This window comes from Mesorhizobium qingshengii (genome assembly GCF_900103325.1).
Lineage (GTDB): Bacteria > Pseudomonadota > Alphaproteobacteria > Rhizobiales > Rhizobiaceae > Mesorhizobium > Mesorhizobium qingshengii.
Genome location: NZ_FMXM01000002.1, coordinates 485,853 through 508,001, shown reverse-complemented (window position 1 = coordinate 508,001; position 22,149 = coordinate 485,853). Strand labels below are relative to the sequence as shown.

The following is a 22,149-nucleotide window of genomic DNA, read 5'->3' as shown; positions in this document are numbered from 1 at the left end:
GATTTGGGGCGGGAATGCGAGCCGGGTTTGGACAGCGTACCGCCGTACCCTTTCGCATGACCAATGCGAAAGGATCGGAATGTCCGACATTTCCGCAACCCATATGGTTCGGTCCCTAACCGCCACCGACAGATCGGCCAGGACAAGATTGGCCTATCTCGACGGCTGGCGCGGCCTGTCGATAGCCCTGGTGCTGATCGGCCATTTTTTCCCTGTTCCCGGAATCAATCTCGGGGTTCTGGGTGTCGAATTCTTCTTCGTGCTCAGCGGCCGGCTGATGGCCGAGATCCTTTTCATCGAACGCTACCCGCTGAAGAAATTCTTCAAGCGCCGCTTCTCGCGCATCTATCCGGCTCTGCTGGTGTTCGTCATCGTTGCCATGATTGCGCTCTCCGGCACATTCATCGCCTTCAAATGGAAGGCGGCGCTGACGGCGCTGACATTCACCTACAATTATGCCGGCATTCTCGTTACCCGGGCCGGGGCGCTGGACCATATCTGGTCGCTCTGCGTCGAGGAGCACGCCTATATCATCCTGGCGCTGATCAGCGCGCTCGTCTTCAGCCGCAACCGCGTGATCCCACTGCTGGTGACACTGGCCCTGTTTGCCATGGGGAACGGCGCGATCTCGTACTGGGTGTTCGATCTGGACTACGAGACCACCTACTGGCGCACCGACGTGCACATCGCGTCGATCCTGCTGTCGGCATCGATCTGCCTGCTCAAGGCCGAGGGCAGGCTGCCGGCGGTGTTCAGGGGCACGCACGTGGCGCTGGCGGCAACGGTCGGCGCGATTGTGTTGTTCCTCGATCCGGTGCCGACGCCGATCCACTATCTCCTGGCGGTGCCGCTGCTGGCGCTCGCCGTCAACGCGCTCGATTTCAACACCGGCTATCTGACCGGATTGCTGTCCTCATCGCCGATGACGATGCTGGGGCTGTGGTCGTATTCGCTGTATCTGTGGCAGCAGCCGTTCTACAAATTCGTCTATGAGCATGGCAGCAACCCATGGCTGATGCTGGCCGGGGTCTTTGCCTGCGCGCTCTGCAGCTACTACGTCATCGAGCGGCCGGCACGCGAATGGCTCAACCGCAATTGGTGAATACCGCCGTCATCGTCAGGCCGAGGCGCTGTTTTTCCGCGCCTTAAGATACCGCCGCAGGCCGGCTTCGCCGCGCGGCGTCGTCCAGCGGTGGTTCCAGGCGAAGGCCGGCCGCAGCAGCGGTGCGAGGAATTTGAGGATTGGTCTCAGCACCGTGACCTGCCAGGTCAGCTGGACATGGGTGCCGGTGCCCGACGGCGACAATTCGGCCCGCCACACTCCGTCGAAGTCGCCAAGGGTTTTCACCACCACCAGCCGGCCGGGCTCAAGTTCCGCTGCCTCGATGATGAAATTCAGTTCATAGGGCAGGGCGCCGCGAGCCCGTGCTCTTGCGCGCGAACCGATGGACGCCTTGCCTCTCCTGTCCAGCGGCACCACTTCCTTGTAGACGTCACCCCACCAGAGCGGCAGCAGTTCGGCATCCGAGAGCACCTCCCACACTTCCAGGGGCGTGCCCTCGGGGATGTGCCAGCTTTCGTCGAAACGGAAGACATTGCTTGCCATCGGGGTTCCTCCGGTTGGCGGAAACACCCATATTAGCTGCGGCTTTTTTATGTGGCCAGCGCCAGCGGATCAGGCGGGGATCTGCCTGACATAGTAGCGCACCGCCTTCTTGCCGCCATGGATGACGGCATCGCCGACCTCGGTGAAGCCGAGGGCGGCGTGAAAGGCATCGGAAGCCGGGTTGGGCGGATCGATATTGACCTCGCAGGTGACCAGCGTGTGGCCGGCGGCTGCGACATGGTCAAACAGATCCTGATAGAGCCGGCGGGCGTGGCCACGGCCGCGCGCTTGTGCCGCCACGACGACACGGTCGACATAGACGAAGCGCGGGTAGCGCTCGCGGAACCAGACGAAATTCGGACTGTCGTAACCGGCGTCCTGGTCGAAGGTCATGATGAAGGCTTCGAGGTCGCCGATGCGGCGCGCGTAGAATGCCTCGCCGAGCAGGAAGGACAGCCGCTCTGGCTCCAGCCAAGACAGTTCGACTGCGTGCTCGTTGTTGAGCGCAAGGATCGCCGCTTCGTCTTCGGGCGCTACACGGCTGATCGAGGCTGGGGTCGCGGTCATGCCTTGGCTGCCGCGATCGTCGCCGCCACGAGGTTCGTGTCGGTCAAGGTGTTGCGGTACTCGCGGTCGAGGTCGGAGCCGCCCATGCCGACATGGGGGTTGCGGTAGTGCATGGCGCTCGGCACGTCCTTGAGGGCGGCAAAATGCATTTCGGCCAGTCCTGTCCTTTTGCGCACCTCGGCGATGTTGCCAAGGTCGAGCCCGCCACAGCCGAGGATAACGATGCGGTCGCCGGCCTGCCGCACCAGATCCGCCAGCAGTGAGATGCCTTCGATGGCGGTGTCGCGCTGGCCGCTGGTCAGCACGCGGCCGACCTTGCAGCGGATCAGCGCTTCGAGCGCCTCGGCCGGATCGCGCGTCATGTCGAAGGCGCGGTGGCAGGTGACGTTCAGGCGCCCGGCGGCCCTCGTCAACTCGTTCATGCGCTCCTCGTCGATGGTGCCATTGGCGTTCAGGCAGCCAAACACCACGCCGGGCACGCCGAGGTCGCGCAGCGCGGCGACATCGGCAAGCATCGAGCGATATTCGGTGTTGCTGTAGAGAAAATCGCCGCCGCGCGGCCGCACCATGACATGAAACTGCACGGTCGCCTGGTCGAGGGCGGCGCGCACCGTGCCGAGGCTCGGCGTGATGCCGCCTTCGACCAGGCTGGCGCACAGTTCGACCCGGTCGGCGCCGGCAGCCTGCGCTGCCAAAAGGCCATCGATGCCTTCGACACAGATTTCGATCAGCGGCAGGCGAGGTTGTTTGGTCAAGGGGCGATCCAGTCGATGATGTCGGCGCCAGCCCTAGCATCGGGCCGGTTGGCGCGAAAGCGCGAACAGCGCGCCGCCACTTGGGCCAGGCATCAAATTCCACGCTTGACAATTTCATAGCTGATTGGTTATGGATTAACCAATAGCCTGCCGGTTATTGATCCCGCGTGGACGATACGCCGCCAACGGCGACCGGCTAACTGGCTGAATCAAACACTGAAGCCTCGATGCGTGGCATCCGGGCTCGGCAAAACACGCCCTGACAAAACTCTTCAAGAAGGAGGCAGATATGCAAGCAAGGATCAAAAATCCGGTAGCGCTCTTTCCCGGCGCCCTGCAGGCCCTGCTGGCGCTGGACAAGTCGACCGTGGCGGCTGAGGTGCCTTATGTGACGCGCAAGCTCGTCCATCTGCGCGCCAGCCAGATCAACAGCTGCAGCGCCTGCGTCGACATGCATGCGCGCGAACTGAAGAAGGCCGGCGAAAAGGACGAGCGCATCTTTGCCCTCGCGGCATGGCGGGAGACGCCATACTTCACCGACGCCGAACGGGCGGCCCTGGCGCTCGCCGAGGCCGGCACAAGGCTCGCCGACCGGCCGGACGCGGTGCCGGACGATGTCTGGGACGAAGCCGCCCGGCACTATGATGAAAAGGCGCTGGCCGCCCTGGTCGTCCAGATCGCCCTGATCAACGCCTTCAACCGGCTAAACGCCACGACACGACAGATGGTCGGCGCCTGGGGGTAGTGGGGCAGGGCGGCGCTGGCGGTGCTGCTCACCGGAATGATCGCTCTCCACCTTGCCGGTGTGCTTCAGTTCGTCCCGAAGGACGGGCTGCTTCGGCACATCGGTTTCGGGCGGCGACCGTGAGGCAGGCCGCTATTGGCGCAACTCCGTATTCTTGGCGCCTTCCTCGACCTGATCGATCACCAGCAGCTTGACCGGACCGTCGCCGATATTGGTGGCCTGGTGCCACTGTCCGATCATTTCGATGATGAAATCGCCCGTCTTGTAGGTGTTGCTGTTGCCGCTCTCGACATTGGTGACCTTCAGCGTCCCGGCCTCGACATAGGCGTAGCGGGGAAAGGGATGCCTGTGCACCGGCAAGGTGGCGCCCGGCGCGATGTCATAGGTCGAAACCAGGACCTGCACGCTTTTCCCCGGCAGGATGATCGGCTGGCCGGAAGCGGTTGTAGTGCGTGACGCAAGCGGGGTGACGATAACGGGCGTGCCGCTGCTGTCCAGTGCCCAAGCCGGGTTTGCGGAAAGGACCGCCGCGAGCAGCAGCCCAGGAATCAGAATTTTTCGCATGATTCGCTCCACAGGGGTGCCAGCATCGCGCGGCGGCCATCCTCGTGCAAGGTAGGGTCTTTGGCGAGAAGCCTGCCGGGCCGCGTCCTTAGTCCGGCCGCACCCGGAGCCCGGGTTGCTCCGTGGTTGCCGCTGTCCGATCGAGGGCTATGCCGCGGCACTGAGCCTGGGTTCTGCCAGCGTCCCCAGGCCGGCACATCCAGAACAGGCGATCGTCTTTCCCGGGCAACCGGTTTGATGGGTTCCTTGCGGGCAACAATGCCCCTTTGACGCATACCACCTGGAGCAGTCGAAAACCCTGCCGTTGCCATGACAGTGCGGGCATTCCGCATTCGCTAAAGCCGTTGCCAATTTTTCTTATCCAAGCCAAACGCACTAACCCCACGCCGCAAGTAACAGAGATCGCTGCGCTTTCAAGCACGGCGCGCTGACTTAAATTGGGTGAGTCGATGACATGGGCAGGTGGCCGGTGCGGCCACGCGACGAATGGAGCGGCCTTTTTTCTTGCTGCAGGAAGCCGCGGTAGGCCGGAGCCGCGTCTTGGAGAGACGTGACACCGGCCAGACGAACCGTCAGGTCCGCCGCCCCGCACACATGGCCTATTCGGACGGTCGGGGTTATGGCGTGATCGCGGAAGCTGGAGGCTGCTGGACGCTGCTGGTCGGAACTGTCGCCATCCGATGGGGCAAAGCAAACCGCGCGCAGCAAGGTGTCTCGATCAGAACAAACAGGAGCAAATGCAGCGGGAAGTCGCTCGAAAGGACATGCCAGGTTAGCCGATTGAGGTATCCGAGTGTCGTAAATCCCCTTGAGAAAGGAAGGTATAATTCCGGCGTTCCCGACGCTGGATAGGCCGGTTTCGGCGAACAGGAGGCTAAGATGCTACGTGCAATATTCAGGGTTCTGGCTATCGTCGTCCTCTGCTCCACCGCCGTCGGAATCACGACAAGTCTGACCATGGCTGACACGCGTGACGTGGGCCACAAGCCGGGTGATAGGGGACACTAGGTCCCTGCCCAATGCCGACGCGCGATCGGTCAATTCGCCACTGCCCAAGTCGATGGCCCGTTGCTCCCGCAGCGGGCCTATCTTTCGCCCAAGGTGGCAAGGCCGCCGGAGCGTGACAGGTAAGCTGGGAATGAACAGACAGTTCGTATCTCGGCAAAACTTGCAAACGTAGCCCAGGATACAGCGCTGATCGGAAGGCAGCACGGTGCGTCAAATGAAACCGTGCTGCCTCATGTGTTCAGCGATTCCCAATTCAGCCGGCGGGCTTGTAAGCGCCGGCAGCCTTTTTGGCGGCTGCGATCACGGCTTTCATGTCAAGTTCTTCGAGCACGACAAGGTCGCTCACCGAGCCGCTTGCCCGCACTGCTAGCGTTAAGCCCATCCCAGCGGATTGATCCGGCACCTCGCCGTTGATGACGATGTCATAGATGCCGCGCGTAAACATCATGCTGGCCACTCTGCCGCCGACGCTCTCAAAAAGCGCCTTGACGGCAGCTTCCCGGTCCGAGCCCTGTATCAGTCCTTTGGCGGCATGAGGCTCGTAGTTAGCCAATACAGTCACTTTCATGGGCATTCCTCCCAATCTTATTGTCTCGCGACAGCTCAAATTGTTGAACAACACGAGACCTATTTTTCTTTTACCTAATCGCAGGGGTCTATCGAGGGCCCGGCTGCCGGAACAATATGCGCCTTGGCTAATATAATGACAATCCCGGTCGGAGAGGCGCGGGAATATCCACCACAAGCACTGCCAAGGCGAGCTTCGCCCCCAGCAGGCGCGCTTGAATGAATGTCAGTAGCGACGTCGCCGCAACGAAAGTACCAGCCCGACCACCAGGCCGAGAACGAACCCGAGTGGCCCGGTAATGAAGATGCCGAGCAGCGGTCCCTGGTTGGCCTCGGGCGTGAAGATGAGCGGTCCAATGAACCCGCCGACAAAGCCGACGACGCCCAGGATCACGCCCCAGCGGAACATCGTAGTGATCATGTATCCCCCAAACCGGCCTGTTCCTTACGAATCCGTAAGTCGCGCATCTGAGCCTAGTCCCGTAGGCTGACCGGGGAACAGCGAATTCATTCAGCCCTTCGCTGCTCCCTGGGTTCCCACACCCGACAGCCCGCTGCTACCCCCAAAAGTCCCGGCAGCGGGCTGGTCCCCGCGGCGGTCCCGGACGAACGCAAAACCGCCCCTGATCAAGTCGTCAAGTTGGTTATATGGCCCGCTGCCTCGGTGGGGGGTCTCTTGGCCGGGAACAAAAGAGCGGCGATCCGGTTTCGGGGGATGGGAGGAAGTGGATATGCCAAACAAAGTCAAAGATCCGTCACCGAAATCCGACCAGGAGAAGGCACCCGTCCGTCGCCGTGACAAGGAAGCACCGCCGGAGCTTGAACATGTCGATCCGCCACCGCGAGATGTGCGAGAGGCGCCGGTTCCAAATCCAAACGGCGAGAAGGACTGTTAAGCGCCGGCCGCATGTTGTGACGATGAGTGGCGGGCAGCTCTACAGCCAGTGCACCTCCAGCACCATAATTGCTTCCACATCCCTGATGGGGAAATGGCTGGGCTAATGCATCGAAATGACGAAGAATTGTGCAATTGGGCGGGCGCAAGGGGCATTACGATCTATCAGCGGTCAAAGACCGTCTGGATTGCGGCAGGAGCGTATCGGGGTCGTGAATATGAGGTGAAAGGCCGTACTCCTGCCCTTGCGCTTGCATTGTGGATGGAGGCCGCACAGTACCGAGGTTCGGGAATATAGGGCTGGCCTGCTTCCGCCCAGCAGAATGCGGCCGACGCCCTCGGGTCAGGGTGGCTCCATCGAGCGCCGGCCTTGGCAGGGTTGGGGTCCCGCCACCGCATAAAATTAGCTGATTCTAAAATATCAAGAAATAGTGCCGTCGCGGAAAGGTGCCACTCCAATCGTCGCCTTCGCCGAACTCGTCTCTGTCGAGGGGGCGGGACTCCGCTGCCCCCGTTGTCAATGAAGGGCAAAGGCGGTCGGCACGCATTGCAAAATGGCAGGGGAGGGCGCGGACGCCCCCACGTCTCGCGGCATCCTAGAATCGATCGTTCGCCGCCGTGAACCGGCCATGTGTGAACAGGAGCGATGGGTTGCGCTCCAGCCGCACGACCGTGGGGGGCTTGATGTGAATCCTCTGGCTTTCCGCGAATGCCATGGCGAATGATTTCAGCGCAAAAGAGTAGGTGCGCTCTTCGTCATGCTCGACAATACGCACGAACCACTCGCCGTCGGCCTCAAACACTTCCACTCGGGTTCCCGAGAGCCCGCCGTAGCTGGTCAGATAACCGCCGATGTCGCGTTGGGGACGAGCCACCGCTTTCCTCCCATGTAGCAGAATATGCAACTATGCTAATGAAGATGCCCTGCAATAGACTATGACATAGCTCACATAGCCTTCTGCTACCCGCGCAAGGCCCCATCGCGCCATTTGCGAAAGCGACGCCAAATGCGGGGAGAAGGGTCATGCCGAGGTGAGGCGCCAAGCGTTGTGGCCGCCTTGAAGAGATAACGAGGCACAGGCCTGGCTAGACCCGCATCATCAGGTCCGTCAACTTGTCGGGTGCCGCGACACCAGCGTAGTGGCTTCCCAATTGCCAGAAGTGCAGGGGGAACCGCCCGCGCTCCTCTTCAACCAGGCGGAAGCCCGCCCCGCAGATCAACCGCAAGGGATCGCGGTTGAGGTGGCAGCCACCAGCGAGCGATCCCCACGGCCGGTTCAGGCGCTCCTGCCATCTGCGGCAACGCGGCCCCTCGGCCTGGCCGTGTTCGATGAAGATCAGCCGGCCCGTCGGCTTCAGGATGCGCCGGATTTCGGTCAGCGCTGCCTCGGGGTCCGGAATTGTGCAGAAGGCATAGGTCACGACGACGGTGTCGGCGAAGGCATCGGCCAACGGCAGGCTCTCGCCGCTGGCCCGGAGGCATTCGACGTCGAATGGCAGGGAACGGCTCTTCGGTCCGGCCAGGCCGAGCATAGTGCCGTCTGGATCGACGCCGACCAACAGCGCCACCCTGGCGGCGTCATAGTAGGGAAGGTTCAGGCCAGACCCGAAGCCAACTTCGACGACAACGCCCTCTGCCCGCGGGATCATGCGCCTTCGCATGTGGGCGAATGCGTTGGCCGAACAGCCGGCGTCGACGAGGTAGGGAGCAATGCAGCGTGCGTACCAGGAGAGGCAGGATTGGCACATGTCTCAGCCTCCTTACCCGGTGTTCGCGGCGCCGAAAGGCGCGCCATCCCCGAAATCAGGCTCGGCCGTACGATGGTGGGGGAGAGTATCGATCCGTGACATTTCTCGCTCCAAGGGAGTCTCCTGATCGGGCCCACTTGGCCCGACGTCCCCTGGGTACATAGAAGGCCGGCGTCCCCTCAGCGTCCCCCGCGGCCGCGTACGGATCGATGGAGGGATCGAAGCTCCGACTTCTGGGTTTTCCGGAGTTCCGTCTCAGCGGGTGGCGGGTGGAACTCGCCCTGCGCAAGGCGGCAGCGCTCCTGATCACCCTCGCCGAGGCCGGGGCGGTTCCTCGCGGCCAAGATCCCAGGCGCGCGCTTCATTGAGGTCCCCGGCGACGATCACTGGTTCTGGGTGGGCGACAGCCACTGCTCAACAGCATCAGCGCGTTTGCGCGACCCGGCTGTTCGCTCAGCCGGAGCGCGCGCACTGCCGGGATGATCGTTGCGAATGGTTCTGTGAGGGCCGCGCGTCAGGCGGCTTCCACCATGCCAGCCAGACGGCGGACCACTGACTTTGCCTCGGCCGTCATGCGCCGGACTATCTCGCCCGCAGGCAGAACTTCGTCGATGTTTCCGGCGCCTTGTCCGGCCGTCAGGCATGCCTGCTCTATGTCGCCGTCGAAATCGGGCGTCGGCAGGATGGCGCTGTAGCGCGGCACCGGGATTGTCTGGCCGTTCAGGACGGTAGAGCCGATGACCTGGCCTTCTGCATCCCTGGTGGCTTCGGCTTCCCGCCCCAGCGCCGCGCGTGCGCCGTCATTGACGATGGCCCGCATGGGCTGATCGGGCCACTCGGGGCCGTAGATGGACAGGATCGCCGTATCGGCCACATCGGCAGCTTGCACGCGGGCCTTGTAGTCATCGTGCGCCTCGGCCTCCAGCGAAGCGAGGAAACGGCTGCCGCACCAGACTGCGTCAGCACCGAGAGCGAGCGCCGCGGCCATGGTCGTGCCATCCACTATGCCGCCTGCGGCAAGCAGCGGCAGGCCCGGGAGAAGTCGGCGAATGCGAGGAAATAGAGTCATAGTGGAGGCTTCAGCCCGATTGTGGCCGCCCGCCTCGGCACCCTGGACGACAAGTGCTTCGGCGCCGAGGGCGACCGCTTGCTCAGCTTCCGCGACGCGGCCGACCTGCATCCAGACCTTGATGCCGGCGTGCTTCAGCCGTCCGACATGCTCCGAGGTCGGCAACGTCCAAAAGAAGATCGCGAGCGCCACCTGTTCCTCAAGCAGGACGGATATGTGTTCGTCGGTGACGAAGTCGCCGATCAGGTCGACGCCGAAGGGCCGCTTCGTAAGTGCCTTGGTCTTCCGGATGAGATCGCGCAGGATTTGGGGCGGGTTGATGTCGGAGCCGATCGTGCCAAGCCCACCGGATTCGCACACAGCGGCCGCGAGAGCGGGACGGGCGATCATCGCCATGCCTGCATTGACGATCGGCGTCGCGAGCCCAAAGTCCCGCATAATGGATGTCGAAATCATAGCTGTATCCTTTGATGTAATCGAGGGCGGCCTGCGCGTATCGCGCCGTCCGGGGTTTGATCGTCATGGCCGTATCGTCATCGTGGCCATCGAAGGAATTTCTGAAGCGTTGGGTTCGCCGAGCGCGGCCCGCGCCATGGTCAGAACCGATAGCTCGGTATTGACCGAGAAGGCATCCACCATGACCCCGGTAAGTCCCATGGAGGCAAGCCGCCGCTCGTGCTTTTCCCGATATCGGCTCGCCGTTGCGGCATCCTCGAACAGGTAGATGCCCCCGGCCTGCTCCGTTTCACGGTCTTCCAGCCAGATCTTCCAAACAAGCCCTTCCTGATTGGCGATGTCGCTGGCTAGTGCTTGCGAGGCTTGCGCCAGTTCCTCTCCCCAAGGCCCGGCGAAAGGAAAACGAAACAACAGTGCGGTCGGCGTGGCTGTGCGCCGCACACCGCGATCGCTGGGGACGGGCCTGCGGCGACCGATCCTGGTGTTGAGTTCATTCATGATCTCTTTCCTTTCTGAGTTGGTTCCTTCCCGAGACCGCGGTGGCCTTGGCAGCCAGCCATGGCCTGAAGGACAACCGATACCGTTTCCGCGACCCCATTCGACGCGGATCGTCTGCCTGGAAGGCGGCCTTTCCTGCGGCGGCCGCCCTTCTCAGTGCGGCCTTAGTAGACTGAGCGGTTCGATAAGGTCATGATGAGCCGATGAGTAATCGATGAGAACTTTGCTCCATGACTTCGGCCACGATCGCCGACCTGATACGGGCAGAGCGCCGTTCTTCTTTGGCAGGACGCGATTCGGAATTGCGCCTTCTGCGTCAGGTAACGGCTCCGGGTGGACCGATCGTCGTCTACCTTCACGGCCCCGCCGGCATCGGCAAGACGGCGCTCGTTTCAGCGCTCGAAGCTACTCTCCGCGAAGATGACGGAGTCCGACGGCTCAAAATTGCAGCAGGATCAGTGGAACCCACCCCCTCGACAATCCTGGCTGTGATGGGTCGAGCGCTTGGCAACGAAGTCACCCGAACGGTTGCCGATTTGGCGGATGCGCTGACAAGCATCAAGGAAATCACGGTCGTGATGATCGACGATGTCGATACTTGGCGCTTGGCGAGTTCATGGCTTCGGGCCGAGCTTTTGCCTGCTCTGCCCGCAAGCACGCGTTTCGTTTTAGCAGGCACAGCCGTTCCACCGCCGGCTTGGTCGTCGGACTACGGACGGTATTTCGTTGATATCAAGCTCGGCGCGCTTCCGAGATCCCAAAGCGATGCAGTGGTTGGTGCGGCGGGTCTGTCGCCGGAAACAGCCGAGCGCATTTGGGCCTTGACCGGCGGTCATCCTCTTGGCCTGCACATGGCGATCCACGCCGCGCGCACCGGCTCGCTCGGCACCGCACGCGACGCCGGCGAACTCGCCAACGCCATCCTGAATGCCATAGGAGACATCCAGTTGCGACGGGCTGTCGAAGCATGCGCCATTGTTCGACGCGCAAACCGAGCCCTGGTGTCAGCCATTCTGCAAACTGAAGAGCCGGTACAGCTTTCGCTGCTCGAGGCTGTCGAAGCCTTGCCATTCGCGACGCGCGACGCGGAAGGAATCTATATCGCGGAGCCGGTGCGGCGGGCCATAGTCGATTGGATGTCTGGCGTTGAAGCCGAACGCTATCAGCTGTGGCGCAAGATCGCGGCAGACTGGATCGTCAAACGCCTTCGCAGTTCGGGGCGCTCCGGCCGATGGCGGCACATGGCCGATCTTCTCCACCTGCTGGAGCAGCCCGCACTTCGAAATGCGTTCTTTCCTCCGGAAGCGGAAGCGCCGCCCGTCGAGGCGGCCCGCGCTGACGATTTCCAGCAAATTCTGGACATCGTCGATCTCCGCGACGGCGGCGACGAGCGCACACGTATCGAGGCTTGGATTCAGCGTCTGCCGCACCGGTTTTCCGTAGCGCGAGGACCGGGCGGTGAAGTGCTGGCTTTCTACTTGTTCGCGCGCCAGGACGATCCGCACGACGGGCTCGGCGCATTTGATCCTCTCTTTGGAGCGTGGCAAATCCATCTGGCTGCGAATCCCGTGAATGGGGAAGTCCTGTTCATCCGCCAAATTTCGGCGAGGGCCACCGAAGCCCACGAAGCTAGCCGCATCGCCTGCATTCTCGACCTGAAACGCAACTATATCGAGCGTTGGGGAATGGCGCGGATTTACTGTTATGCCTTTGCAGGCGACCGCGAGCTGCTGCATCGGCTCGGGTTTCGTCCCTTGCAAGAGGCTCTAACCGACATGCCGGCCACTATGGTGCTCGAAGTTCCGGGCGGCGACATGATTGGATGGGTCTCGGCTCTGGTCGATGCCGGACCGACGGGAATGATCGATAGGGACAATCTGGATTTCGCGCGCGATCGCCGCGAGGTAGTTGTGGAAGGACACGCAGTCGAGCTGACCCGTCTGGAGGCGCAAGTCCTTGGTGAGCTGATCGATCGTGCGCCCGCGGTGGTACGACGCGAGGATCTCATTGAACGTATCTGGCGACGCACATATGTCGGTAGCAACGTTGTCGATACGGTCGTGCGGACGTTGCGCAAGAAGCTGGGGTCCAGGCGCGATTGCATTCCGACGGTCCCAAAGGCCGGTTATCGATACGTCTACTCGGCACGTCCGCCGCATGCACTTTACCAATAGTTGCCCTACTTGACGGCCTAGAAGATCGAATCGAGTCGATGTCCGGGTGAAGGCCAATGTCTGTGTCCCGATTCCAGACGTGAGGCTGCCAGTCCGCTACCGGCTCAAAACGCGACGTCCGAGTAGTGGCTTGGTGATGTCCGCAACATGCTCATTTTGACTGTTGAGCCGAACGGCAACTCCTATCGATCTCGCGCCAGCGGGGTCAGACCACCCTCTAGCGAACTCAGATTCTGTAAATATGCTGTAGATCTACCGTTTTCGGCAGTCTTTCAAGATCGGCTAAGCGCTTGAAAAGATTTGGCTCCCCGGGCCGGATTCGAACCAGCGACCAACCGGTTAACAGCCGGTTGCTCTACCACTGAGCTACCGGGGAACGGAGGCTCTGATGTGAGTGGCGCAGCCTATAGCTGCCCTTTTCGGCTTTGCAAAGAAGCATTTCGCATTTTTCCGAGGCTTTTTCGCACGATGGTTTCTCGCAATCGTCCGTGGAGGCCCTCATATAAGCCGTCTGACGAGGGATATGGAACCGAAAAGGGTGGCTGCGGCTTTGGTTCAATGACGCTCTTGAACGGTCGAACGGGTCAATCTTTCGAGACGATGACAGCACAAGACAACCAGATGCCAGCGCGGAAAATTTCGGTTTTGGGACGCGAATTCAAGATGCCGCGCTCGCGTGGACTCAGAATCGCGATCGGTATGCTGCTGACTATCGGCGGCATCCTCGGTTTCCTGCCGATCCTCGGCTTCTGGATGGTGCCGCTCGGATTGCTGGTGCTGTCTTACGAATTCGCCATGGTTCGCCGCCACCGCCGTCGCTTTGTCGTCTGGTGGGAACGGCGCCGTCGACCGGATTGAAGGTTGACGGTGCAAGATGGCACGCTTCGGCGGCGGGCGTGCTCCTTCAGTGCCTTGCGGATATGCCTGAGAATCGCCGCGGCTGAAGCGTGCTTCGCCCGGTCGAGCGGCGACAGGCTGCTCCCACTGCCGATGCAAGGGCGCTCAATGGCGTAGCGCAAAAGCTCTTCGGCAGGCCGGCTGGCGCGTTCTTGTCTTTTGCCGCCATTGCCCAGCGCATGGCTGGCGCTTCCTGTCCTGCTCAACACCTGGGCGGCTCATCGGTTTTTTCCGGCGACGGCCCATGCTAAACAATCCGCTAATATATCGCCGCGATTCCCGGAGCTTGAGGATTTGACACATGCTGCCCGGATTGGTGCCGAGGAAACCGTTCGGAATGCACGGTGGCCGCTTGACGGCATTTTCGCCGCAACCTATTGGAACCGGGTGGAACGCCGGGAGCAACGAGGCCTCGTGGCGGAGTGGTTACGCAGAGGACTGCAAATCCTTGCACCCCGGTTCGATTCCGGGCGAGGCCTCCAATGCCCGAGCTCCCGCGCATCCGCGCCGGAGCTTGAAGTTCGGGTCGAAATGAACCGCGCTTCTGGCGCGGCAAGCGGATTGGTTGGGACATGAGCGCTGATTTTTCCGAACGTCGCGTCAAGATGGTCGATGGTCAGGTTCGCACCACCGATGTGACCAGCGCGCCATTGCTGGAAGCGATGCTTGTCGTGCCAAGAGAGGTCTTTGTCGGCGCCGGCCAGCGCGATCTCGCCTATATTGACGAGGATATCCGCATTGCCGATGGCGCGGGTGGCGCGCGCTACCTCATGGAACCTTCGCCGCTGGCCAAGCTGATGCAACTGGCTGAGATAAATCAGACCGATTCGGTGCTCGATGTCGGCTGCGGCACCGGCTACGCAGCGGCCATCCTGTCGCGACTGGCCGGGTCCGTGGTGGCGCTCGAGAGCGATTCGGCGCTGGCCGAGACTGCCAAATCAACGCTTTCATCGCTTGGCTGCGGCAATGTGACCGTTGTGCAGGGGGCCTTGTCGCAAGGTCATGCCGCCAAGGCGCCTTATGACGTCATTTTCATCGGCGGCAGCGTCGAGGACGTGCCGACACCGCTGCTCGACCAGCTTGCCGAAGGCGGCCGCCTTGTCGCCGTTGAAGGGCAAGGCAATTCAGGTGTGGCTCGGCTTTTTTTCAAGGCAGGGGGGGTTGTAACCGGAAGACGCGCGTTTAATGCGGCAATTAAGCCACTACCGGGCTTCGAACGTGCGCATGCCTTCGAATTCTGAGTGATTTTGCCTTGCAGGAGAGGCTTTGTCATGGTCGCTTGTGTTTGAACAATCGTTGCTGATCCGCAAACTGGGGGCGCTTTGGGGCTGAGCAGCAGGGAACACTAAACGCGCGGCGCCGGTTGCTCACAAGGAGAGACTGGCGTGGCGCGGTTCCCATGGAAAACGAATGAGGGATACACTGTGCTGTCTGTACGCAAGAGCCTTTTTGCCGCCATCCTCGTTTCCGCCACCGCGCTTTCTCCATTCTCGGCCTCGGCGGAAACCATCCTTGGCGCGCTTGCAAAGGCCTATCAGAACAATTCCCAGCTCAATTCCGCCCGCGCAGGCGTCCGTGTCACCGATGAAGGCGTCGCCATTGCCAAATCGGGCTGGCGGCCGACAGTCACAGGCTCGGCAAGTATCGATTACTCCAGCAGCCACCTCAACGGCACCAACTCAAGCGCGCGTCTGACCACCGGCAATTTTGGCGTCCAGATCAACCAGACGCTGTTCGACGGCTTTCAGACCAAGAACAATGTGGCGGCCGCCGAATCGCAGGTCCGCGCGTCGGTCGAAAGCCTGCGCAACACCGAAGAGAACATCCTGTTCAGCGCGGCCCAAGCGTATATGAACGTGATTCGCGACCGGCAGGTGGCCGTGTTGACCGAACAGAACCTGCAATTCCTGACCGAAACGGCGCGTGCGGCGCGTTCGCGCTTCGATGTTGGCGAAGGCACGCGTACCGACGTGGCACAGGCCGACGCTTCGCGGGCCGCCGCCGTGGCATCGCTGAGCGCCGCCCGGGCGCAGGCGCTGGCAAGTGCCGCGCTCTATCGTCAGATCGTCGGCGACGAGCCGGGCAAGCTTAAAGCCGCTTCGCCGGTGGCAAAGCTGTTGCCGTCCAGTCTCGCCGCCGCCGTAGGTGTAGCCTCGAACGAGCACCCGGCCATTCTTGCCACCCAGCATCTGGTCGACGCCGCTGCCTTTTCGGTGAAGTCGGCCGAAGGCGCTCTGCTGCCGCAGCTGTCTGCTTCCGCCGGCGTTTCGAGCGCCTATCGCAATACCGTGCCGGGCTCCCTTTCGACGCAGGACGGCACGACAAATTCGGCCAGCATCGGGGCCACGCTGACCATCCCGATCTATTCGGGCGGCCGCACCTCGGCGATCGTGCGCCAGGACAAGGAATCGCTCAGCCAGGCCCGCATCGAGGTCGATGTCAGCCGCGACCAGGTGCGCCAGGCCGTCACCGCCGCCTGGACCGAGTACACCGCCGCGCAGCAAAGCCTCGCGGCCAACAGGCAAGTGATCGAGGCCGCGAAGCTGGCGCTCAACGGTGTCATCGAAGAACGCAATGTCGGCCAGCGCACCACGCTCGATGTCCTCAACGCACAGGCGACGGTCATCACCGCCGAGATCAATCAGGCCGGCTATGAACATGACGTGGTGGTGGCGAGCTACGCCATCCTGCAGGCGACCGGCCGCCTGTCCGTCGACCGCCTTGGCTTGCAGGTGACGAAATACAAGCCCGAAGAGCATTACAACGCGGTCAAGGACAAGTGGTTCGGCCTGCGCACGCCGGATGGCCGCTGAGGACGTTCGGTTCGGATTCCGCAGTCTACCTCTTCGAACTTCATCTTTTCCGAAACCGGCTCCGCTTTCCGGAAACATGCTCTAATCTGTTGAAATCCCACAAGTCCCGAGATTGGGGATTCTCGTGCGGCGATCCGTCGGTTACCCTGTCGCCATGATTCGATCCGGCTTTGCCGGAGCGGAAATCTGCAATGGGTCACAAAGGCGGCGGATGTGACGATGGCAACTGCAAGCAGCGCACAGCGCGAACCTTCGATGGAAGAGATACTGGCTTCCATCAGGAGGATCATCGAAGACAGCGATACCGGCCGCAAGCAACCGGGCGAGGCCGATGAGCCGCGCCAGGATCTGGAGCCGGCATCGAGCGCCGATCCAGTCCCCGACGTCGAGGCATTCCGTGCCGACCTGCATGCCGCGCCCGAGGTCAGGAAGCCGGTCAAGCTGGCGGAAGTGCAGGCGCTGGTGACGGCGGCCGAGCCGGTGATTGGGCGGATGGAAACACCGGTGCGTTCCGAACCCACCCCGGCAAAGCCATCGATGACACTTGCCGAGGTCAGCGCCCGGGTCGCCGCCGAGCCGACCCCGCTGGCCGCTGCCGAGGCGCCGGCGACGCGTCCTGTCGCGACCCCCGACGCCAGCATTGCCGATTGGCGGCGCGAGATCGCCGCGGTCGGCGAGCAGGCCCAAATGGGGGCGGACAGGGGCGAGGCGCGCAAGTCGGTTGCCCAGCCGGAGGTGGACAATCCCAGGGACGAGCCGGCCCACAGGGACGAGCCGGCGACGAACGGGGCCTTCGAGCAGTCTCGTCCGGGCGGAAGTCCGGCGCGGCCGGCGGTGGCCAGCGACGCGCCGTCAGTTCGTCCGGCCATCGTTTCCGAGCACACGGGCCGGCAGGTTGCCGCTGCCTTTGGTGAGCTTTCCGATGCGTTTGCCAGCCGCAGCAAGAAGACATTCGACGAGATGGCCGAGGAGATGCTGAGGCCGATGCTGCAGGATTGGCTGGACAACAATCTGCCGACACTGGTCGAGCGGCTGGTGCGCGAGGAGATCGAGCGCGTGGCGCGCGGAGCGCAGTAATCTCCATCCCGATCACCGATGAAACGCCGCCCCAGGGGCGGCGTTTCTGTTGGTGCGGTCCGCTGGCGCGCTTGCCTTCCTTGACCTGATCCCGGCCGTGTCTATTTGACGTCGAGAGCCCGGTCCTGCCCCTTGCGGTTGACTTGGTCAAAACCTTCCGATTTACACCGGACCAGCAAAAATCCCGACAGCGCGGACCATTTCCCATGCTTGAAAAGACCTACGACGCAAAAACCGTCGAGCCGAAGATCGCCAAAGTGTGGGAAGAGGCCGACGCGTTTCGCGCCGGCGCCGGCGCTGACGAGGGGGCCGAGGCCTTCACCATCGTCATTCCGCCGCCGAACGTTACCGGCTCGCTGCATATGGGCCACGCGCTCAACAACACATTGCAGGACATATTGGTGCGCTTCGAGCGCATGCGCGGCAAGAACGTGTTGTGGCAGCCGGGCATGGACCATGCCGGCATCGCCACACAGATGGTCGTCGAGCGCCAGCTGATGGAAAAGCAAGTCCATCGCCGCGACCTGACGCGCGAGCAGTTCATCGAGAAAGTGTGGGAGTGGAAGGCCGAATCCGGCGGCGCGATCTTCAACCAGCTGAAGCGGTTGGGCGCCTCGGCGGACTGGTCACGCGAACGCTTCACCATGGACGAAGGCCTGTCCAAGGCCGTGCTCGAAGTGTTCGTCACCCTCTACAAGGAAGGGCTGATCTACAAGGACAAGCGCCTTGTGAACTGGGATCCGAAGCTGTTGACCGCGATCTCAGATCTCGAAGTCGAGCAGCAGGAGGTCAACGGCAATCTCTGGCACTTCCGTTATCCCATAGAGGGCGAGGTCTTCGATCCGGAGAATCCAAAGACCTTCATCACGGTGGCGACGACTCGCCCCGAGACGATGCTCGGCGACACGGCCGTCGCCGTGCATCCTGACGACGATCGGTTCCGGCACCTGGTCGGCAAGAACATCGTGCTGCCGATCGTCGGCCGCAAGATACCGGTGGTGGCGGATGAATATTCCGACCCCGAGAAGGGCTCTGGCGCGGTCAAGATCACGCCGGCACACGACTTCAACGACTTCGAGGTCGGCAAGCGCCACAAGCTGCCGGCGATCAACATCCTCACCATCGAGGCCGCGGTCAATCTGAGGGACAACGAGGATTTTCTCGCTGGACTCGAGGTGACGCCGGAGCGCCAGGCTGTCTGGGATGAACTCAACGGCCTCGACCGCTTTGTCGCGCGCAAGAAGATCGTGGAGCTGATGGAAGCCGGCGGCTTCCTCGAAAAGGTCGAACCGCATCGCCATGCCGTTCCGCATGGCGACCGCGGCGGCGTGCCGATCGAACCGTTCCTGACCGAGCAGTGGTACGCCAATGCGGCGGAACTCGCCAAGCCGGCGATCGCCTCGGTGCGCGAGGGCCGCACCAACTTCGTGCCGAAGAACTGGGAAAAGACCTATTTCGACTGGATGGAAAACATCCAGCCCTGGTGCATATCGCGCCAGCTTTGGTGGGGCCACCAGATACCGGCCTGGTACGGGCCGGATGGGCGCGTCTTCGTCGAAAAGACCGAGGAAGAGGCGCTGGGTGCCGCGATCGAATATTATCTGGCGCTGGAAGGCCCATGGAAGGCCTGGGTCGAGGACAAGCTGGAGAATTTCAAGCCGGGCGAGATCCTGACTCGCGACGAGGACGTGCTCGACACCTGGTTCTCGTCGGCGCTGTGGCCGTTCTCGACGCTTGGCTGGCCGGACCAGACGCCAGAGCTGAAGACCTACTACCAGACCGACGTGCTGGTGACTGGCTTCGACATCATCTTCTTCTGGGTTGCCCGCATGATGATGATGGGCCTGCACTTCATGGACGAAGAGCCGTTCCACACCGTCTATGTCCACGCGCTGGTGCGCGACAAGAACGGTGCCAAGATGTCGAAGTCGAAAGGCAACGTCATCGACCCGCTCGATCTTATCGACGAATACGGCGCCGACGCGCTGCGCTTCACTTTGACGGTGATGGCGGCACAGGGGCGTGACGTGAAGCTCGACCCGGCGCGTATCGCCGGCTACCGCAATTTCGGCACCAAGCTGTGGAACGCGACGCGCTTCGCCGAGATGAACGAAGTCGCCCGCAATGACGATTTCTGGCTGAGCGATGCCAAGCTGGCGGTCAACCGCTGGATCCTCACCGAACTGACGCGCGCCGCGCGGGAGATAACCGACGGCATCACCTCATATCGCTTCAACGAGGCGGCGGGTGCCGCCTACCGCTTCGTCTGGAACCTGTTCTGCGACTGGTACCTGGAACTGCTGAAGCCGGTGTTCATGGGCACGGACGAGGCGACCAAGGCCGAAAGCCGCGCCTGCGTCGCCTTCGTGCTCGACGAGATCTACAAGCTGCTCCACCCGATGATGCCGTTCATGACCGAGGAGTTGTGGGCGCAGACAGCCGGCGAGGGCAAGGAACGGGCCTCACTGCTGTGTCATGCCGCGTGGCCGTCGCCGGATTTCGAGGACGCGGATGCGGCCGCCGACATCAACTGGCTGGTCGACCTCGTCTCCGGTATCCGCTCGGTGCGCTCCGAGATGAACGTGCCGCCGGCGGCCATTGCACCGCTAGTGGTGGTTGGCGCCAACGACGTAACGCGCCAAAGACTCGCTCGTGAGGATTCGGCGATCAAGCGGCTGGCACGGGTCGGTGACATCTCGCTGGCCGATACTGCCCCAAAGGGTTCGGCGCAGATCGTGCTCAACGAGGCCACGATCTGCCTGCCGCTTGGCAGCCTGATCGATCTCGCGGCCGAGGCCGCGCGGCTGCAGAAGGAACTGGCCAAGCTGACCGAGGAAATCGCCCGCCTGCACAAGAAGCTGTCCAACGACAGGTTCGTCGCCAGTGCGCCGGCCGAGATTGTGGAGGCCGAGCGCGAAAAGCTCGCTGAATATCGCGATGCGCAGGACAGGCTTTCGGTGGCATTGACCAGGGTTCGCGACGCCGGTTGAAGAGCAGATTCGCCATGTTTCGACTTGTCCCGAAAGAGCATCTTCTTGCCTCGAAAAGCCTCGAAAATGGGCATTCCGTTGCGTTAATATTGACGTAAACGGAAGTTTTAGCCCCATTGTTGCCATAATGTAACAATGGGCGCCGGAGCCCCCTGAAAAGTGCTTTTTTGAGCTTTTTGGGATCCAATTTTCCCATTTTTCCCGTCGAGGCGCCCGCTAATGGCTTTTTTCCAGCCTCGCGGCGTCAGTCGCATTTTGTCGAAAATGCGTCCGGTGGACATGTACATGTACGCCTCATGAATTCATTGTTGCGGCGTTAACCTGAATTGGTTCTAGCTTGATGCACTAGCTATTCGGGGAGGAGATCCATGAACAATTTGCGACTGAAAGCACTGCTGGGGGCAGGGGGCCTTTCGCTGACTTTGATGGGCGTCGCGCATGCTGGCGGCCTTGAGCGCGGCGGCTACAATATCGATCTGCTGTTCGATCCGGCTCCGGTCGCGACGGAATTCTCCGGCACTTATGTGATGCCGGATCGCGATCTGAAAAACGCAAAGGACGTCAAGTCAAGCGATGGCCTTGGCTCGAACGGGATCGGTGGGGGCTCGACCACCGCCCGCGATACCGAGGGCTATTGGGTTCCACGTGCCGGCGTGAAAGTCGGTTACAATGATATCGACTGCATGATCGACTATTCCCAGCCGATTGGTGCGCACAGCGCCCCCGGCGCCAATTGGGTCGGCGCACAAAGCAACATCGAAACCAAGATTGACAGCAACGCCTATGCCGGGACCTGCTCCTACAAATTCGACGTTGGCAAAGGCAAGCTCCGCTTCATTGGTGGCGTATTCCAGGAGGATGTGTCCGGTTTCAAGGAACGTCTTGTATTGGCGCCTTTGGTCGCGGGTGGGCTGGGGTTCCCGATTACTGGTGACGGCACCGGAAGGCTGGAGCTCGAGGGGAAGAGCTGGGGTTGGCGCGCCGGCATAGCCTACGAGATTCCCGAAATCGCCCTTCGCGCGAGCCTGGTCTACAATTCGGCTGTGAAGCTCGACGATATCACGGGCACGCTGGATCTCAGCCAACTCGCTGGTCTCCCGAGCGTTATAGTCCCGGGTGCTGGTTCGGTTATACCGGTCTATGGTTCGGCAGACGTCCCTCAGGTCGTCGAATTGAAGCTGCAGTCCGGCATAGCTCCCGGCTGGCTGGCCTACGGCTCCGTGAAGTGGATGGACTGGAGTACGCTGCAGAGCATTGCGTTCTGCCCGACGTCCACAAAGGGCGTAGTTGCGTGTAATTCCACCAGCCCAGCACGGGCAACGTCGCTTGACCTCCTCTATAGAGATGGCTGGACGGTGTCGGGCGGCATTGGTCACAAGTTCAATGAGAAGTGGAGTGGAGCTATCGGCCTTACCTGGGATCGTGGAACGACGACCGGTCTCAGCGCGCAGACCGATACGTGGACTGTCAGCGGCGGTGTATCCTATATGCCGACGCAAAACGTTGAACTCCGCCTCGGTGGCGCTCTCGGCGTCCTGACGAGCGGGTCAAGACATTCGGTCGTGGGATCGGACGGCGTGAACTATGGTACCGACGTGACATATGACTTCGGCAACGATCTGGTGAGCGCTCTATCAGGATCGTTCAAGGTGAAGTGGTGAGTTCTTTCAGAACTCAGTACAAAAAGGCCGGGCGATGCCCGGCCTTTTTTTGTTTGCC

The 22,149-nt window shown here is 61.9% G+C and carries 19 protein-coding genes and 2 tRNA genes; 10 read left to right on the top strand and 11 right to left on the bottom strand.

The window, feature by feature from the left end; translation table 11 throughout:
• Positions 1-79: 79 nt before the first annotated feature.
• Entirely contained in the window at positions 80-1,102 is a 1,023-nt protein-coding gene (locus BLS48_RS02570) for an acyltransferase family protein (RefSeq protein ID WP_091575349.1), read from the top strand.
• Between the two features lie 15 nt (positions 1,103-1,117).
• On the opposite strand, the gene BLS48_RS02565 is transcribed toward BLS48_RS02570, so the two are convergent.
• From BLS48_RS02565 to BLS48_RS02555, 3 genes are all read right to left on the bottom strand, one after another.
• Positions 1,118-1,606 carry an SRPBCC family protein gene (locus BLS48_RS02565; RefSeq protein WP_091575347.1) on the bottom strand — a complete coding sequence of 163 codons (489 nt, stop codon included), beginning with the start codon at positions 1,604-1,606 and terminating at the stop codon, positions 1,118-1,120.
• 69 nt (positions 1,607-1,675) lie between these two features.
• Positions 1,676-2,173 (bottom strand): GNAT family N-acetyltransferase, encoded by a 498-nt coding sequence (locus tag BLS48_RS02560; protein ID WP_091575345.1) that lies wholly within the window; start codon positions 2,171-2,173, stop codon positions 1,676-1,678.
• Positions 2,170-2,928, bottom strand: coding sequence for a copper homeostasis protein CutC (locus BLS48_RS02555; RefSeq protein ID WP_244529491.1), 759 nt, complete (start codon positions 2,926-2,928; stop codon positions 2,170-2,172). Before BLS48_RS02555 ends, BLS48_RS02560 begins: the two co-directional genes overlap by 4 nt.
• Before the next feature lie 289 nt (positions 2,929-3,217).
• Between BLS48_RS02555 and BLS48_RS02550 the strand changes: the two genes are divergently transcribed.
• Positions 3,218-3,673 (top strand): carboxymuconolactone decarboxylase family protein, encoded by a 456-nt coding sequence (locus BLS48_RS02550; RefSeq protein WP_091575341.1) that lies wholly within the window; start codon positions 3,218-3,220, stop codon positions 3,671-3,673.
• Between the two features lie 132 nt (positions 3,674-3,805).
• Here the strand turns inward: BLS48_RS02550 and BLS48_RS02545 are convergent, their stop codons facing one another.
• The 7 genes from BLS48_RS02545 to BLS48_RS02510 form a co-directional block, all read right to left on the bottom strand.
• On the bottom strand, positions 3,806-4,237 hold the full coding sequence (locus tag BLS48_RS02545) for a cupin domain-containing protein (RefSeq protein WP_091575339.1): 432 nt from the start codon (positions 4,235-4,237) through the stop codon (positions 3,806-3,808).
• A 1,261-nt stretch (positions 4,238-5,498) separates the two neighbouring features.
• A complete protein-coding gene (locus tag BLS48_RS02540) occupies positions 5,499-5,813 on the bottom strand; it encodes a GYD domain-containing protein (protein ID WP_091575641.1) in 315 nt (104 codons plus the stop codon).
• Positions 5,814-6,038: 225 nt separating this feature from the next.
• Positions 6,039-6,233, bottom strand: coding sequence for a hypothetical protein (locus tag BLS48_RS02535; protein ID WP_091575338.1), 195 nt, complete (start codon positions 6,231-6,233; stop codon positions 6,039-6,041).
• Positions 6,234-7,303: 1,070 nt separating this feature from the next.
• The gene (locus BLS48_RS02525; protein ID WP_091575335.1) at positions 7,304-7,582 is read right to left on the bottom strand and encodes a hypothetical protein; all 279 of its coding nucleotides are present in this window, start codon (positions 7,580-7,582) and stop codon (positions 7,304-7,306) included.
• Between the two features lie 211 nt (positions 7,583-7,793).
• Positions 7,794-8,456, bottom strand: coding sequence for a class I SAM-dependent methyltransferase (locus tag BLS48_RS02520; RefSeq protein WP_091575333.1), 663 nt, complete (start codon positions 8,454-8,456; stop codon positions 7,794-7,796).
• A gap of 514 nt (positions 8,457-8,970) precedes the next feature.
• Positions 8,971-9,981 carry an NAD(P)H-dependent flavin oxidoreductase gene (locus BLS48_RS02515; protein WP_091575332.1) on the bottom strand — a complete coding sequence of 337 codons (1,011 nt, stop codon included), beginning with the start codon at positions 9,979-9,981 and terminating at the stop codon, positions 8,971-8,973.
• A gap of 63 nt (positions 9,982-10,044) precedes the next feature.
• Complete coding sequence (locus BLS48_RS02510) at positions 10,045-10,479, bottom strand: monooxygenase (RefSeq protein WP_091575330.1); 435 nt, start codon at positions 10,477-10,479, stop codon at positions 10,045-10,047.
• A 230-nt stretch (positions 10,480-10,709) separates the two neighbouring features.
• Here BLS48_RS02510 and BLS48_RS02505 point away from each other — a divergent pair, with 230 nt between their 5' ends.
• On the top strand, positions 10,710-12,653 hold the full coding sequence (locus tag BLS48_RS02505; RefSeq protein ID WP_091575329.1) for a winged helix-turn-helix domain-containing protein: 1,944 nt from the start codon (positions 10,710-10,712) through the stop codon (positions 12,651-12,653).
• 301 nt (positions 12,654-12,954) lie between these two features.
• On the opposite strand, the gene BLS48_RS02500 is transcribed toward BLS48_RS02505, so the two are convergent.
• Positions 12,955-13,029 (bottom strand) — tRNA-Asn (locus tag BLS48_RS02500).
• 224 nt (positions 13,030-13,253) lie between these two features.
• Between BLS48_RS02500 and BLS48_RS02495 the strand changes: the two genes are divergently transcribed.
• The 7 genes from BLS48_RS02495 to BLS48_RS02465 all read left to right on the top strand — a co-directional run bounded on the left by BLS48_RS02495 (position 13,254) and on the right by BLS48_RS02465 (position 22,091).
• Positions 13,254-13,511 (top strand): PGPGW domain-containing protein, encoded by a 258-nt coding sequence (locus tag BLS48_RS02495; protein ID WP_091575327.1) that lies wholly within the window; start codon positions 13,254-13,256, stop codon positions 13,509-13,511.
• A 447-nt stretch (positions 13,512-13,958) separates the two neighbouring features.
• Positions 13,959-14,032, top strand: a tRNA-Cys gene (locus BLS48_RS02490).
• Positions 14,033-14,122: 90 nt separating this feature from the next.
• Positions 14,123-14,791 carry a protein-L-isoaspartate O-methyltransferase family protein gene (locus BLS48_RS02485; RefSeq protein ID WP_091575326.1) on the top strand — a complete coding sequence of 223 codons (669 nt, stop codon included), beginning with the start codon at positions 14,123-14,125 and terminating at the stop codon, positions 14,789-14,791.
• A gap of 183 nt (positions 14,792-14,974) precedes the next feature.
• Positions 14,975-16,363, top strand: a complete 1,389-nt coding sequence (locus BLS48_RS02480) for a TolC family outer membrane protein (protein ID WP_091575324.1) — start codon at positions 14,975-14,977, stop codon at positions 16,361-16,363.
• A gap of 219 nt (positions 16,364-16,582) precedes the next feature.
• On the top strand, positions 16,583-17,440 hold the full coding sequence (locus BLS48_RS02475; protein WP_091575323.1) for a PopZ family protein: 858 nt from the start codon (positions 16,583-16,585) through the stop codon (positions 17,438-17,440).
• A gap of 206 nt (positions 17,441-17,646) precedes the next feature.
• Positions 17,647-20,430, top strand: a complete 2,784-nt coding sequence (locus BLS48_RS02470) for a valine--tRNA ligase (RefSeq protein WP_091575321.1) — start codon at positions 17,647-17,649, stop codon at positions 20,428-20,430.
• A gap of 368 nt (positions 20,431-20,798) precedes the next feature.
• Positions 20,799-22,091 (top strand): OmpP1/FadL family transporter, encoded by a 1,293-nt coding sequence (locus BLS48_RS02465; RefSeq protein ID WP_091575320.1) that lies wholly within the window; start codon positions 20,799-20,801, stop codon positions 22,089-22,091.
• Positions 22,092-22,149: the final 58 nt, after the last annotated feature.